Below are 16,869 nucleotides of genomic sequence, written 5' to 3'. Positions count from 1 at the left end.
CGCTAAGATAGTACATAGAGCACCAAAAAATCTATAAGGAGGTAATCTAATGGCTGTCACTGAATCAAAAAAAGCAATCGTTGCTCAAATGAAAGAAACTCTTTCTGAAGCAAAAGGTGCTGTATTGATTGGTTACTCTGGTTTGACAGTTGCTCAAGCAACTGAACTTCGTCGCAAAATGTTGGCTGAAGGTGTTGAATACAAAGTAATCAAAAATACTTTGACTCGTATCGCTGCAAACGAATTGAATCTTGAAGGTTTCTCTGAGCATTTAGAAGGTCCAACTGCATTGGCTACTTCTAAAGAGGATGCTGTTGCACCAGCTCGTGTAATCGAACAATTCATCAAAACAACTGATAAAGAAGTTGTTACAGTTAAAGCTGGTATCGTTGAAGGCGAAGTTATGGACGCTGCTGGCATCAAAGCAATTGCAAATCTTCCAAACCGCGAAGGTATGCTTTCCATGTTGCTTTCCGTATTGCAAGCTCCTGTTCGCAACGTTGCATACGCTGTCAAAGCTGTTGCAGAAGCAAAACCTGCAGAATAATAATTACAAAGAATTATTCGTCGGCCGCATGAGGCTGGCACTATAAACTAATTTATGGAGGATACTTAAAATGGCATTGAACATTGAAAACATCGTTGCTGAATTAAAAGAAGCAACTATTCTTGAACTTAATGATCTTGTAAAAGCAATTGAAGAAGAATTTGGCGTAACTGCAGCAGCTCCTGTAGCTGTAGCAGCAGCTGGCGACGCTGGTGCTGGCGCAGCTAAAGATTCCTTCGACGTAATCTTGAAAGATGCTGGCGCATCCAAAATCAACGTAATCAAAGTTGTTCGTGAAGCAACTGGTCTTGGCTTGAAAGAAGCTAAAGCTATCGTTGACGGCGCTCCTGCACCTGTAAAAGAAGGCGTAGCTGCTGAAGCTGCTGAAGCTTTGAAAGCTCAATTAGAAGAAGCTGGCGCATCCGTAGAATTGAAATAATTCTAGCCATATTAAAAGGCGTACCCTTGGGTACGCCTTTTTTGTTTGTTAATTAACTTTGTAAATTCTAGTTGATTGTGTTTTACCAATTTCTTTAACTATTGTATAGATAGGTGATTCTATAAAGTTTTTACTGTATTTGTTTGGAACAATAATTATAGCACTAGATTCGTTTGGAACTATTTGATAGAATTCATCTTTTGTAATGGTTGGCATTAATGCTTTTCCTTCGGTCCACCGTGGATCATCAGTAGTGTGTACAAATACTTGAGTTGGTGTAGTCTTTGTGTAATATAGAATCGACGTGTAGTAAGTACCATAGATATAAGTGTTTTGACTAGTTGATTCTATATAAGGTTTAAATTGAAGTCCTGATTGATTAAGTAAAATTGGTGGAACTGTTATAGTTACTGCTGTATAGAGGAGAATTACTGGAGTAATTAGATATATAGTTAAATGCAAATTACTTTTAACAAAGTGTCTCGTCACATTTAATAGTAAACCCATCACTAGGCCTGTAACGATTAAGGGAACTGGCGATAGCTCAGGAGTTCTAAAGATGGCAATCATAAAAATAGTACAATAAATACCAAATGGAATTGTCACAATATATTTGAAGGTTTTATTGTTTTTATTGAGTAGATTAATGATAGTCTCAGCACCCCATATAATACAGGGAATAATGGCAGGTAATGTGTACGTTATATACTTAGTAGCTACTAGAGAATAGAATAGAACAATAGTTAAAAACCATATGATGCCTAATAAATCAAAGTTATCTTTCCAGTTAATACTTTTTAAACGATAGATTACAGCAGGAGTCCATGGTAATAGAGCTAGGGGTACTATGATTAGATAGTAGTACCATACATTGAACTTCGGATGTTCTGAAACAAGGGCACGATCCACATTATGGAGCCCTAAGAAACCAGAAACAAATTGTTCTCCGTGTATTGAGTACATTGCAATGTACCAAGGGCTAGCCAATAAAATAAAAAGCAAAATACCAAGTGGATTAAATAATAGTTTTACGTCCTTGGTAATAGAATAATTGGGATTTTCTCTTAGTGTAATCCAGCGCATACACACAAAGAGTAGTAGTATTAATCCTGGTAGTAAAATACCGATAGGACCTTTGGTAACAACGGATAACGCAGCAGCACAATAGGCTTTTACCATTGAGCTCTTATCATTATTGGTAAAGGCTAAATAGGAATAACCGAAAACTGCTATGGAGAAGAAAAATAGAAAACCATCAGTGATAACCGCATGTGAAATATACCAAAACTGTAATGCACTGAATAATAGCACGGCGCTTGTAACGGCTAAATGTATTGATCCTTTTATGCGATACACGAGGTGATACATAAAGGCCACACTAGCTCCCGCTGCGAGTGTATTTGGTATACGCGATGTAAAGTCAGATATGCCAAATAGTTTGTACGTTATCATAAGTGCCCAATAGGTGAGGGGCGGCTTATCGTACCATACTTGGTCATATATCATAGGCGATATCCAGGAGTTATGTTTTAGCATGGTGATGGCAGAGAGTACATAGTTTGATTCTACCGGATCGGTGATAGGCAAATAGGCGTTATAGAAACCGTAACTCAGGACGGTCAGTAAAAATAAAGCGCCTATACGTAATGCGTGATAATTCATAGTCAATACTCCTTACTTACATAGTTTATATTATTGTACTATAGGGCTAGATATATTCAAAACTTGCCTTGATATAGTATATTTAATCAGTAAAATAAATATTGTATAGAATATTGTTTGTACAGAATATATGAAATGACTTTTATGTATACAAGATACATGCTATAATGAGCGCATAAGATAAAATTATTTCATCAAACTATCATTTAAAATATGAAATAGTGGAAAGAGGATCTAATATGAGAAAAGAACATGATTTCCTAGGTGAGTTAGAAGTAGCTGATGAGCTATATTATGGCGTACAAACTATTCGTGCCTTAGAAAACTTCCATATTACAGGAAAACATTTGGACCAAGACTTCATTAAAGCATTAGCGATGGTTAAAAAAGCATCTGCTTTAGCTAATATGAAAACTGGTCGTCTCAATGTATCTATTGGTAAAGCAATTGTGCAAGCAGCGGACGAAGTAATTGAAGGTCAATTTGCTGATCAATTCCCAGTTGACCCAATTCAAGGTGGTGCAGGTACTTCCGTGAACATGAACATGAACGAAGTGTTGGCTAACCGCGCTTGTGAAATTTTAGGTCATCCAAAAGGGAGCTACGATATCGTAAGCCCTAACAACCACTGTAATATGGCGCAATCTACAAATGATGCGTTCCCTACAGCGATTAAAGTATGTGCTATTATTAAATCTAAACCTTTACTTGCAGCATTGCAACGCCTCGTTGATGAGCTTGAGAAAAAGGCTGAAGAATACAGCGAAATCTTGAAAATGGGTCGTACTCACTTACAAGATGCGGTGCCAATTACATTGGGCCAAGAAATGGGCGCTTATGCATCTGGTATCCGTCGTGGTATTAAACGTATTAAATCTGCCGTTGAAGGTGCACATGTAATCAACATGGGTGCGACTGCAGTTGGTACAGGTCTTAATGCTGAGCCTAACTACATTCATGATGTAGCTTACGAACTTAGTGAAGTAGTAGGCGAACCATTCTACACTGCAGAAAATTTAATCGATGCTACAAACAATACAGACGTATTTGCTGATATCTCTAGCGGTTTGAAAGTAACTGCTCTTGTATTGATTAAAATGGCGAATGACTTCCGCTTGATGGCATCTGGTCCTCGTTGTGGTATTGGGGAATTAAAATTACCTGCACGCCAACCTGGTTCTTCCATCATGCCTGGTAAGGTTAACCCTGTTATCGCCGAAGTATTGAACCAAGTATGTTACCAAGTTATCGGTAATGACTTAACAATTACATTGGCTGTAGAAAATGGTCAATTCGAATTGAACGTAATGGAACCTGTATTGGCTTACAACTTGTTCAATAACCTTTGCTACCTCAAAAACGGCGTAAATACATTCGTTGATAAATTGCTCGTAGATCTTGAAGTAGACCGTGAACAATGCGAATACTGGTTGAACCGTTCCGTAGGTATCGTAACAGCATTGTTACCACACCTTGGTTACGAAACTGCATCTGCATTGGCTAAAGAAGCTTATGAAACAGGTCGTGCTATCCGCGATATCATCTTGGATCAAGGCTTATTGACTGAAGACGAAATCAATCATATTCTTTCTCCTAAAGAAATGACTCGCCCTGGTATTGCTGGTGCGAAACTATTAAAACAAAAAGGTAATTAATACTTACCCTTTGTTGATAAATGAACAAAGCATGAAAATGAAAGACTGTCAACCCTTTTAGTTGACAGTCTTTTTTATTACTGATAAAATTATATATTGCAAAAGTAGCGTTTTCTGCTTTTGGATGTAAAAACTATAACTTAAATAGTGATGAGGTTTTCTTCCAAGGTTGTGCTTGGTTAATGGGAAGCAAGGTTATTTTAAAAAATGAAATGGACCTTGCTTTATTTGACGTTGCCCGAGCAGGAAAACTGAGACCTGAAAGATGTCTTTTCCGTGCCGTTATAGAAAATGGTAGACCAGTGTGTTTTGATAGGGGTGAAAGCAAATATGTTCAAACCTGAACAGGTAGGCAAACGAACTCGTTATACGTACGCAAAAATTAACGAAGTTATCAAGATGCCGCATTTATTGGACATTCAACGTAAATCGTATGAATGGTTCTTGGAGAGTGGTTTACAAAATATTTTCAACGATATTTCTCCGATTAAAGACAATTCAGGTAATTTAGTACTTTCTTTCGAAGGTTTCAGCTTAGGTGAGCCTAAGTATGATATTAATGAATGTAAAAATCGTGATGCTACATACGCAGCACCACTTCGTGTAAATATTCGCTTGGTAAATAATGATCCAGAAAATATGGATATTAAAGAGCAAGAAGTATTCATGGGCGACTTCCCATTGATGACTGATACAGGCACTTTCATCATCAATGGTGCAGAACGTGTTATCGTATCCCAATTGGTACGTTCTCCAGGCGTTTATTACAATAAAGAAATCGATACAATGGGTAACCGTTTGTACGATTCCACAGTTATTCCTAACCGTGGCGCATGGATCGAGCTTGAAACAGATGCAAGCGAAATCGTAGCGGTTCGTATTGACCGTAACCGTAAATTACCAGCTACAGTATTGGTACGTGCATTAGGTTGGGATACTAATGAAAGCATCCTTGACCTCTTCTGGAACGGTAAAACTGACGAAGATGGTTTGCCAATTTATGATGAGCGCATCGTTCGCACATTAGAAAAAGATACAACTCAATCTGCTGATGAAGCATTGGTTGAAATCTATAAAAAATTACGTCCAGGCGAGCCTCCAACAGTAGAGTCTGCTCGTAACTTATTTGATAACTTGTTCTTCGATGCACGCCGTTATGATTTGGCGCGCGTTGGTCGTTACAAATTGAACAAAAAACTTGGCTGGCGTCAACGTATGTTGGGTCATACATTGGCTCAACCTATCGTAGATCCTGAAACTGGCGAAGTAATCCTTGATGCAGGTGTACAAGTTGGGGAAGAACAACTTGATATCGTAGCAAATAGCCATGTATTTGATGGCGAAGGCTTTGCTGAATTCTACATCGTAAATAACGATGGTGTAGAGTCCAAAGTTATTTGTAACAACTGCAACTTGCCATTCGATCACCGCACAGTAACTCGCGAAGACATGATCGCTAACATTTCTTACTTGCTCAACCTTATGGATGGTGCAGGTCACACAGATGATATCGACCATTTGGGCAACCGTCGCCTTCGTTGCGTAGGTGAATTGTTGCAAAACCAATTCCGCATTGGTTTGACTCGTATGGAACGTGTTGTTCGTGAACGTATGACAATTCAAGAAATCGAATCTATCACGCCTCAAGCGTTGATTAACATTCGCCCTGTAGTGGCAGCAATCAAAGAATTCTTTGGTTCTTCCCAATTGTCCCAATTCATGGACCAAACAAACCCATTAGCAGAATTGACTCACAAACGTCGTCTTTCTGCCCTTGGCCCTGGCGGTTTATCTCGTGAGCGTGCAGGCTTCGAAGTTCGTGACGTGCATCATTCTCACTATGGCCGTATGTGTCCAATCGAGACTCCAGAGGGTCCAAACATCGGTTTGATCAACTCCTTGTCCAACTACGCGAAAGTAAACGAGTTCGGTTTCATCGAAGCTCCTTACCGTAAAGTAGAAAAAGTATATGGCACAGGTGCTGACGCTGATAAAGTAGTTAAAGTACGCGTATCTGACAGCGTAGTATACATGACAGCAGATGAAGAAGAAGGCATGACAATTGCCCAAGCGAACTCTCCACTTGATGAGGAAGGCTACTTCACAACTGAACATGTAGCTTGTCGTCGTGGTCATGACGTATTAGAAGTTACACCTGATAAGGTTGACTATATGGACGTAAGTCCAAAAGAAGTTGTATCCATCGGTACAGCTATGATTCCATTCCTTGAAAATGACGATGCTAACCGCGCCTTGATGGGTGCGAACATGCAACGTCAGGCGGTACCACTCTTGCGCGCTCAAGCTCCACTTGTTGGTACAGGTATGGAATATACAGCAGCGACTGACTCCGGCGTTTGCGTACTTGCACGTGAAGCTGGTAAGGTTGTACGTTGCTGGGGTAATGAAATTCACGTACTTCGCGATAGCGATGGTCGTGTTGATACATACCGCTTGAATAAATTCCTTCGTTCTAACCAATCCACATGCTTTAACCAAAAACCAATCGTTAATCGTGGCGACCATGTTGTAAAAGGCCAAGTATTGGCTGACGGTCCTGCTACTGATGGCGGTGAATTGGCGTTAGGTTATAACGTTCTTGTAGCGTTCATGCCTTGGGAAGGTTATAACTACGAGGATGCTATCTTGCTTAGTGAAGAGCTTTGCAAAGAAGATATCTATACATCCATTCATATTGAAGAATACGAATGTGATGCGCGCGACACTAAATTAGGTGCTGAAGAGATTACTCGTGAATTGCCTAATACTGGTGACGACACACTTAAAAACTTAGATGAAGAAGGTATCATCTGCATTGGTGCAGAAGTACACCCTGGCGATATCCTCGTAGGTAAAGCGACACCAAAAGGTGAAACTGAACTTACTCCAGAGGAACGTTTATTGCGCGCTATCTTTGGCGACAAAGAACGTGAAGTTCGCGACACATCCTTGCGCGTACCTCATGGCGAATCTGGTAAAGTAGTAGACGTTAAAGTCTTCACTCGTGAAAACGGCGACGAATTACAACCAGGCGTAAACAAACTCGTTCGCGTATACATCGCTCAAAAACGTAAGATTCATGAAGGCGATAAAATGGCGGGCCGTCATGGTAACAAAGGTGTCGTTTCTCGCGTTATGAGAAAAGAAGATATGCCATTCCTTCCTGATGGTACTCCAGTACAAATCGTATTGAACCCATTAGGTGTACCTTCTCGTATGAACATCGGTCAGGTTCTTGAAACTCACTTGGGTTGGGCTGTTCAAGGCTTAGGTATGAAAATCAAAGCTACAGACCTTCACATTAAAAATGTGTTGAAAGAAGCTCGTACTGATGCATCTTACTGGGAACAAATCGATGCAATCCGCGATCTTTATGCTCAAATCGAAGCATTGGAAGCAAAAATTGCAGAAGATGTAACAGTAAGCCATTTCGAAGAAAATGAACAAATCATTACTTTGAAAACAAAAATCCTTAAACATGTAGAAAAAGCAGCACAAAAGAAATTGGAAGCTATGGGCGGCGAAGCTCGTTACCAAGAACTTAAAGCTATTGAAGCAAAATACAATGCACTTCATGTAGAATTCTTTGACTCTGAAGAAGACGCTCCAGAAATGGATCCTGTACTTGTAGAGGAATTAGAAGCGATCAATAAAGTTAAGAATACACTTAACAATATTCGCTCTGCTGAAGAAAAACGCATTGAAATCCGCAAAGAGTTGGAAGGTCTTGGCTATGACTTTGAAAAATATGGCATGCCAACACCAGATGTAGCAGGTATTCATATTGCTACACCTGTATTTGATGGTGCGCACGAAAAAGATGTATTCGAAACATTAGAAATCGCTGGTCGTCCTGAAAATGGTAAAACAGTATTGTACGATGGTCGTACTGGTGAACCTATGGATAACCATGTAACTGTTGGTTACGTTTACATGCTTAAACTCCATCACTTGGTTGATGACAAAATCCATGCTCGTTCCACAGGTCCGTACTCCCTTGTTACACAACAACCATTGGGCGGTAAAGCTCAGTTCGGTGGTCAACGTTTCGGGGAAATGGAAGTTTGGGCTCTCGAAGCATATGGCGCAGCTTATACTCTTCAAGAGCTATTAACTGTTAAGTCTGATGACGTTGTTGGTCGTGTGAAAGCATACGAAAAAATCGTTAAAGGCGAAAACATCCCTGAACCAGGTGTACCTGAGTCCTTCAAGGTATTGCTCAAAGAACTTCAAAGTATTGGTCTTGATGTAAAAATCTTGAATGAAGATCAAGAAGAAGTTGTTATGAAAGAACTTGATGACGATGATGAAGTGGTAGAAACTGGTATTGAAGAAGTTATGGAAGGCAGTGCAGTAGAAACTGACGAAGTAACTGTAGCAGAACCAGAAGTAGAGGAAGAAGCACCAGCTGACAACGGCGGTGAAGACGATATCCTTAGCCAATTGGCGTTCCCAATGGGCGACTCCTCTAACGATGAAGACTAAAACTATCTATAAGGAAGGGAGCGATAGTAGTGCTAGACGTAAATGAATTCGATTCCATGCGAATCGGTTTAGCCTCTCCAGAGCAGATCTTAGCTTGGTCTCATGGGGAAGTTAAGAAACCTGAAACTATTAACTACCGTACGTTGAAGCCAGAACGTGATGGTCTATTCTGCGAACGCATTTTTGGACCAACAAAAGACTGGGAATGTCACTGCGGCAAATATAAACGCATTCGCCATAAAGGCGTAGTCTGCGACAAATGTGGTGTAGAGGTTACACGTGCGAAAGTGCGTCGTGAACGTATGGGTCATATTGAATTGGCCACTCCTGTATCTCACATTTGGTACTTCAAAGGTATCCCATCCCGTATGGGCCTTATCCTTGACGTATCCCCACGTTCCTTGGAACGCGTATTATACTTTGCTTCCTACATCGTAGTAGATCCAGCTGGTACTCCGTTGACAAAACGTCAATTATTGTCCGAGCAAGAATACCGCGAATATGAAGCTCAATTTAACGAAGACGGTTACACTATCGGTGGTAAATCCGTCGTAATCGAAACAGTAGCTCAACGCAACGAACGTCTAGCTATTGTTCGTGAAGCACAACGCAAAGAGCGCTACAATGCAGCTCTTCGCGATGATGCAACAATCCCAGAAGCAGATAAAGAATATGAAGAATTAACTCGTGAAGAGCGCTATGAATTGGGCGCTGCTGAAGAGGTTCTCTTCGTATGTATCGACATGGGTGCTGAGGCTGTAAAAGCTCTCTTAGCAGAACTAGATCTTGAAGCATTGAATGCTGAGTTGCGCGAAGAATTGAACACTGCAAGTGGTCAACGTAAAATCCGTGCAGTTCGTCGCTTAGAAGTAGTAGAAGCATTCCGTCAATCTGGCAACCGCCCTGAGTGGATGATTTTGGACATCGTTCCTGTAATTCCACCTGAATTGCGCCCAATGGTTCAATTAGATGGTGGCCGTTTCGCTACATCTGACCTCAATGATTTATACCGTCGTGTTATCAACCGTAACAATCGTTTGAAACGCTTGTTAGACTTAGGTGCTCCTGATATTATCGTGCGCAACGAGAAACGTATGCTTCAGGAAGCTGTTGACGCATTGATTGATAATGGTCGTCGCGGTCGTCCTGTAACAGGTCCTGGTAACCGTCCGTTGAAATCCTTGTCCGATATGCTTAAAGGTAAACAAGGTCGTTTCCGTCAAAACTTGCTCGGTAAACGTGTTGACTACTCCGGTCGTTCCGTAATCGTAGTAGGTCCTGAACTTAAAATGCACCAATGTGGTTTGCCAAAAGAAATGGCATTGGAATTGTTCAAACCATTCGTTATGAAACGTTTGGTAGAACGCGGTCAAGCATCCAATATCAAGGCAGCTAAACGCCAAGTTGAAAGAATCGGCCCTGGCGTATGGGAATCCTTGGAAGAGGTAATCAAAGAACATCCAGTTCTCTTGAACCGTGCCCCTACATTGCATAGACTTGGTATCCAAGCCTTCGAACCAATCCTTTGGGAAGGCCGTGCTATCAAGTTGCATCCATTAGTATGTACAGCCTTCAACGCCGACTTTGATGGTGACCAAATGGCGTGTCACTTACCGTTGTCCGTAGAAGCACAAGCAGAAGCTCGTACATTGATGCTATCTAGCCACAATATCTTGTCCACTAAAGACGGTAAACCGGTAGCGGTACCATCTCAAGATATGATCTTGGGTACATACTACTTAACAGTAGTACGTGAAAATACTAAAGAAAAAGCAAAAACATTTGCTACATACGATGAAGTAATGCTTGCTTATGAAGCAGGTATCATCGGCTTGCAAGATATTCTTTATATCCGTATGCCTGGCTACGGTCGCGTTGAAACGACGGCAGGTCGCTTGATCTTCAATAATGCACTGTTCCCTGAATTGTGGCAATATGCACAAAACGAAGATGGCACTTACACATTAGGTAAGGTTATGGATAAGAAAACAGTTGGTAAATTGGTTGACCAATGTTTCCAATTGTTTGGCAATGAAAAAACTGCAGAACTTTTGGACCGTATTAAATCCTTAGGTTACTCCTTCGCTCGTCGCGCAGGTATGACTGTAGCAATTGCTGATATTAAAGTACCAGAAGTTAAAACTGGTTTGTTAGACACAGCGGAACAAGAGGTAGAAAAAGTATCTCGTATGTACCGTCGTGGTCTTATTACAGAAGAAGAACGTTACCGTAAAACTATCCAATTATGGACAAAAGCAACAGAAGATGTTACTGATGCCATGATGGATAACATGGCGCGCGACAAAGATGGCTTCAACCCTGTTTATATGATGGCTATCTCTGGTGCCCGTGGTAACAAACAACAGATTCGTCAGCTTGCTGGTATGCGTGGTTTGATGGCCGATCCATCTGGTCGTATCATCGACTTACCAATCAAAGCAAACTTTAAAGAAGGTTTGACTGTATTGGATTACTTTACTTCCTCTCACGGTGCTCGTAAAGGTTTGGCCGATACAGCTCTTCGTACAGCTGACTCCGGTTACTTGACTCGTCGTCTTGTTGACGTATCTCAAGACGTTATCGTTCGTGAGGACGATTGTGACGTTGTAGGTATCGATCTCGTTCGTGAACGTGCTCGTTTGGCTACATCTCCGCGTCAAGCTTTGGAATTGTTGAAAGACAAGCTCATTGGTCGTGTTCTAGATAAAGACGTAGTGAACGCAGAAACAGGTGAACTTGTTGTACCTGCTGAAACTATTTTGGACGAACAATGCTTGGTAGATATCGCAGAATCCGGTGTAACATCTATCGCATTGCGTGGTGCACACCTAGGCTCTGATAGCGATATCAACCATACTAACTTGGTTCAAAAAATTATTCTTGGTGAAAGCGACGACAGCATCCGTGCAACATTGAAAGAAACTATGATTCAAAATATGTTGAACAAGGATACTGTACAAGCGATTGTTGACAGCGAAGGTGTAGAAATCTTCCCTGCTGATACGCGCCTCACTGAAGAAGGCATCGAAGCTATCCTTAACTCCGATGTAAAAGAAGTACAAGTACGCAACAATGAAATCCATGGTATCGAAGTGGAAGCCATCGTTGAAGGTACTGGTGTTATTGAGCCATTAAAAGACCGTATCGTAGGCCGTATTGCAGCTGAAGAATTAGTTAATAAAGAAACTGGCGAAGTTATCGTTCCTCTTAACGGTGAAATCACAGAACCATTGGCTGATGAAGTTGTAAAACACTATGAAACAGTTAAAATCCGTTCCGTATTGACTTGCCGCAGCCCATATGGCGTATGTCGTAAGTGTTATGGTCGCGATTTAGGTACTGGCAACCAAGTTCAAGTTGGTGAAGCTGTAGGTATTATTGCGGCTCAATCCATCGGTGAACCTGGTACACAGTTAACAATGCGTACATTCCATACAGGTGGTGTCGCAGGTGACGATATTACACAAGGTTTGCCACGTGTCGAAGAATTGTTCGAAGCGCGTAAACCAAAACGTAATGCGATCATCGCAGAAAACGAAGGTACAGTTCGCGTTGTACCTAACGAAGGTAAAAAAGGTACAAATACAATCTTCATTACTGGTGAAGATGGTATTGAACTCGATTACCTCATCCCTTATGGCTCCCGTATTATCGTTAAAGACGGTGATGTTGTATCCTTGGGCGCTCGTTTGACTGAAGGTTCTATCAACCCTCACGATATTATGCGCGTAATGGGTACTGAAGCTACTCAACGTTACCTTGTATACGAAGTACAAAAAGTATATAAATCTCAAGGTGTAGAAATTAACGATAAACATATCGAAGTTATTGTTCGTCAAATGCTTCATAAAGTTAAAATTGAAACAGCTGGCGATGCAGATATGCTTCCAGGGGATATGGTCGACGTTAATACCTTTGACGAAGAAAACCGTCGTCTTACTCTCAATGGTCGTGAAACTGCTACAGGCAAACGCACATTGTTGGGTATTACGAAAGCCGCTTTGGCAACGGATTCCTTCTTGTCCGCTGCGTCCTTCCAAGAAACAACACGTGTTCTTACCGACGCTGCTATCAAAGGTAAAATTGATCCATTATTGGGCTTAAAAGAAAACGTAATTATCGGTAAATTGATTCCTGCTGGTACTGGCATGAGCCGTTACCGCAAAATTGAAGTTGTAAAAAATACACCTGAAATTATCGATATTACTGAAGAAACTGCTGTAGAAGAATAATCTACAGGGGAATAAAAAAGAGCGTGCCTTAGGGCGCGCTCTTTTTATATATAATTACTATTTACTTATAATAGTTGCACTTTAAATAAAATACATAAAATTTTTGGGTACTTATACTTATGCTATATCAATTATGCATACATGAAATGTGATTAACACACATAATATTTATATTGTGAATAAAAATGAGTTAAAAACACATAATATTGTATAAAAATTACGAATAGATTTATATGATTCGGCGTTATGAAACGCACGGAAACGTGTACATATAAAATGCAGTTGTATAGCGGTGTTGGCCGTCGAAAAACGTTTGACATGCGACTATGTAATTGGTATACTTACATAGTGCTCAGGGGCTAGTATGCCTAAGTAGCATAGTTTCGTAAGGAGAATTTTACTATGGACATTGCCCATCTGAAGTCGATGAACAAAACAATCGGTGCCAAGCAAACGTTGAAAAACATTGCTAAAGGAACTGTAAAGTATGTGTTCGTTGGACATGATAGTGATGAAAGTGTAGTTGAACCTATACGAAATGCTTGTGAAGCACAGGGCATACCTGTGAATGATAAGCACACTATGGATGACCTCGGTCGTGCGTGTCGCATCAAGGTGCGGGCCACTGCGGTAGGTATCCTTCGTTAATCTCGGTAATATCCGATGTAACACTTTGTTATGGCGGATCAATTATAAATCTCAAATTTGGAAAGGAGGTGCCCAAATGCCAACAATTAATCAGCTAGTACGCAAAGGCCGCATGAGCTTGACTAAAAAATCTACAGCTCCAGCGCTTCAAGAATCTCCACAAAAACGTGGTGTATGTACTCGTGTGTACACAGCTACTCCAAAGAAACCAAACTCCGCGCTTCGTAAAGTTGCCCGTGTACGTTTGACAAACGCTATTGAAGTAACTGCTTACATCCCAGGCATTGGTCACAATTTACAAGAACACAGTGTTGTACTTATCAGAGGCGGTCGTGTAAAAGACCTTCCAGGTGTGCGTTATCACATCGTTCGTGGTGCATTGGATACAGCTGGCGTACAAAATCGTATGCAAAGTCGTTCCAAATACGGCGCGAAACGTGCTAAAAAATAATTTTAGCCATTAAACGAAGAAGTTAACACACATCATTATAAAGGAGGAATTGAACATGCCAAGAAAAGGCCCTGTTCCGAAACGTGATGTACTTCCAGATCCGGTGTACAACAGCAAATTAGTAACACGTTTCATTAACAAAGTTATGTACGATGGCAAAAAAGGCATTGCTGAAACTATCGTATATGATGCATTTGAAATTATTCGTTCCAAAATGGGTCAAGACCCAATGGAAGTTTTTGATCAAGCATTGAAAAATGTTATGCCTGTACTTGAAGTACGTGCTCGCCGTATCGGTGGTGCGAACTATCAAGTTCCAGTTGAAGTTCGTGCTGATCGCCGTCAAACACTCGGCATTCGCTGGGTTGTTAACTACGCTCGTCTTCGTGGTGAACGCACTATGAAAGAACGCTTAGCAGGCGAATTGATGGACGCTTTCAACAATGCAGGCGCTGCAATCAAGAAAAAAGAAGATACTCATAAAATGGCAGAAGCTAATAAAGCATTTGCTCATTATCGTTGGTAATAAGAGGTGACAACTGTGGCAAGAGAGTTTTCCTTAGCAAAAACTCGTAATATCGGTATCATGGCCCACATCGATGCTGGTAAGACAACAACTACAGAACGTATCCTCTACTATACAGGTATCGTTCACAAGATCGGCGAAGTACATGAAGGCGCTGCTACGATGGACTGGATGGAGCAAGAACAAGAACGTGGTATCACAATCACTTCTGCTGCGACAACTTGTCAATGGAAAGAACATCGTATCAACATCATCGATACTCCTGGTCACGTTGACTTTACTGTAGAAGTAGAACGTTCTCTACGTGTACTTGACGGTTCTGTTGCGGTATTCAGTGCTAAAGGCGGCGTTGAACCACAATCCGAAACAGTATGGCGTCAAGCTTCTAACTACGGCGTACCTCGTATCGCTTATGTAAATAAGATGGATACAGTAGGTGCTGACTTCTTCAACGTAGTTGACATGATGAAAACTCGTTTAGGTGCAAATTCCGTAGCTATCCAAGTGCCAATCGGCTCTGAAGATACTTTCAAAGGCATCATCGACTTGATGACTATGAAAGCGGAAATTTACTTATCCGATGACGGTAAAGAATTTGAAATCACTGATATCCCAGCTGAATATCAAGAAGTAGCAGAAGCTCGTCGCGAAATGATGATCGATGCTATCGCTGAAACAGATGACGATATCATGATGAAATACTTGGAAGGCGAAGAAATTACTGAAGAAGAATTGAAAGCAGCATTGCGTAAAGCCGTTATTGCTAACCAATTGTTCCCAGTTCTTTGTGGTTCTTCCTACAAAAACAAAGGTGTACAAATGTTATTGGACGCTGTAATCGATTACATGCCAGCTCCAATCGACATCCCACCTATTAAAGGTGTAATTCCTGGTTCTGAAGAAGAAACAACTCGTCCTTCTTCCGATGAAGAGCCATTCTCCGCATTGGCATTCAAAATCATGGCTGACCCTTATGTTGGTAAATTAGCGTTCTTCCGTGTGTACTCTGGTACATTGGAATCCGGTTCTTACGTTTTCAACTCCACTAAAGGCAAAAAAGAACGTATCGGCCGTATTCTTCAAATGCACGCTAACTCCCGTAAAGAAATCGAACGCGTATACTCTGGTGACATCGCTGCGGCGGTTGGCTTGAAGGATACTACTACAGGCGACACATTGTGTGATGAAAAATCTCCTGTAATCCTTGAGTCTATGGAATTCCCTGAACCAGTTATCTCCGTTGCTGTTGAACCTAAAACAAAAGCTGACCAAGAAAAAATGGGTACAGCTCTTGCTCGTTTGGCAGAAGAAGATCCTACTTTCAAAGTTCGTACTGATGAAGAAACAGGTCAAACTATTATCTCCGGTATGGGCGAACTTCACTTGGATATCATCGTTGACCGTATGAACCGTGAGTTCAAAGTAGACTGCAACGTAGGTAAACCTCAAGTAGCATACCGTGAAACTATCCGTAAAGCTGTTAAAGCTGAAGGTAAATTCGTACGTCAATCTGGTGGTCGTGGTCAATATGGTCACTGCTGGTTGGAATTGATTCCACAAGAACCAGGTGCTGGCTTCGAATTTGAAAATAAGGTCGTAGGTGGTGCAATTCCTCGTGAATACATCGGACCTGTAGAAAATGGTGTTAAAGAAGCTATGGAATCCGGTGTTATCGCTGGTTATCCAATGGTTGACATCAAAGTTATCGTATTTGACGGCTCCTACCATGACGTTGACTCCAACGAAATGGCCTTCAAAATCGCTGGTTCCATGGGCTTTAAAGAAGGTGCTCGCAAAGCAGATCCTGCATTGCTTGAACCATACATGTCCGTAGAAGTAGACGTTCCTGAAGAATACATGGGTGACGTTATTGGTGACTTGAACTCCCGTCGTGGTCGCATGGACGGCATGGAAGCTCGTAATGGTAACCAACATATCAAAGCATATGTTCCATTGAGCGAAATGTTCGGTTACGCAACTGACCTTCGTTCCAAAACTCAAGGTCGCGGTAACTACTCTATGACATTCGATCATTACGAAGAAGTTCCTAAGAAAATTGCTGAAGAAATTCAAGCAAAGAAAAACGGTTAATCTTACATTAGATTAATAGAATTACTATTTTCCTCGGAGGATAATTTAAAATGGCTAAAGAAAAATTTGAACGTACGAAACCGCATGTTAACATCGGTACAATCGGTCACGTTGACCATGGTAAAACTACTTT

The 16,869-nt window shown here is 41.1% G+C and carries 10 protein-coding genes; 9 read left to right on the top strand and 1 reads right to left on the bottom strand.

Annotated features, from left to right (window positions below; genetic code table 11):
- The first annotated feature begins 49 nt into the window (after positions 1–49).
- The gene (gene rplJ / locus Q0F90_RS02825) at positions 50–547 is read left to right on the top strand and encodes a 50S ribosomal protein L10 (RefSeq protein ID WP_009351171.1); all 498 of its coding nucleotides are present in this window, start codon (positions 50–52) and stop codon (positions 545–547) included.
- Between the two features lie 70 nt (positions 548–617).
- Positions 618–986: a 50S ribosomal protein L7/L12 gene (gene rplL, locus Q0F90_RS02820; RefSeq protein WP_296003152.1), complete on the top strand. Its 369-nt coding sequence runs from the start codon at positions 618–620 to the stop codon at positions 984–986.
- A 48-nt stretch (positions 987–1,034) separates the two neighbouring features.
- Here rplL and Q0F90_RS02815 read toward each other — a convergent pair whose 3' ends face one another.
- Positions 1,035–2,648 carry a glycosyltransferase family 39 protein gene (locus Q0F90_RS02815; RefSeq protein WP_296003150.1) on the bottom strand — a complete coding sequence of 538 codons (1,614 nt, stop codon included), beginning with the start codon at positions 2,646–2,648 and terminating at the stop codon, positions 1,035–1,037.
- A 239-nt stretch (positions 2,649–2,887) separates the two neighbouring features.
- Between Q0F90_RS02815 and Q0F90_RS02810 the strand changes: the two genes are divergently transcribed.
- The 7 genes from Q0F90_RS02810 (at position 2,888) to fusA (ending at position 16,736) form a co-directional block, all read left to right on the top strand.
- Complete coding sequence (locus Q0F90_RS02810) at positions 2,888–4,303, top strand: aspartate ammonia-lyase (RefSeq protein WP_296003148.1); 1,416 nt, start codon at positions 2,888–2,890, stop codon at positions 4,301–4,303.
- 330 nt (positions 4,304–4,633) lie between these two features.
- Entirely contained in the window at positions 4,634–8,788 is a 4,155-nt protein-coding gene (gene rpoB / locus Q0F90_RS02805) for a DNA-directed RNA polymerase subunit beta (protein ID WP_296003147.1), read from the top strand.
- 29 nt (positions 8,789–8,817) lie between these two features.
- Positions 8,818–13,020, top strand: coding sequence for a DNA-directed RNA polymerase subunit beta' (gene rpoC / locus Q0F90_RS02800; RefSeq protein WP_296003145.1), 4,203 nt, complete (start codon positions 8,818–8,820; stop codon positions 13,018–13,020).
- A 402-nt stretch (positions 13,021–13,422) separates the two neighbouring features.
- Positions 13,423–13,668, top strand: coding sequence for a ribosomal L7Ae/L30e/S12e/Gadd45 family protein (locus Q0F90_RS02795; RefSeq protein WP_296003142.1), 246 nt, complete (start codon positions 13,423–13,425; stop codon positions 13,666–13,668).
- 76 nt (positions 13,669–13,744) lie between these two features.
- A complete protein-coding gene (gene rpsL / locus Q0F90_RS02790; protein WP_296003140.1) occupies positions 13,745–14,119 on the top strand; it encodes a 30S ribosomal protein S12 in 375 nt (124 codons plus the stop codon).
- Positions 14,120–14,174: 55 nt separating this feature from the next.
- Positions 14,175–14,645: a 30S ribosomal protein S7 gene (rpsG, locus tag Q0F90_RS02785; protein ID WP_004693556.1), complete on the top strand. Its 471-nt coding sequence runs from the start codon at positions 14,175–14,177 to the stop codon at positions 14,643–14,645.
- A gap of 15 nt (positions 14,646–14,660) precedes the next feature.
- Positions 14,661–16,736 (top strand): elongation factor G, encoded by a 2,076-nt coding sequence (gene fusA / locus Q0F90_RS02780; protein ID WP_296003138.1) that lies wholly within the window; start codon positions 14,661–14,663, stop codon positions 16,734–16,736.
- Positions 16,737–16,869 lie beyond the last annotated feature (133 nt).

Origin of the sequence: uncultured Veillonella sp. (assembly GCF_934190855.1) — a bacterium.
In the GTDB taxonomy this organism is placed as follows: Bacteria; Bacillota; Negativicutes; order Veillonellales; family Veillonellaceae; genus Veillonella.
Note: the sequence above shows the minus strand (reverse complement) of the source record. Positions and strands in the feature narration are given on the sequence as shown.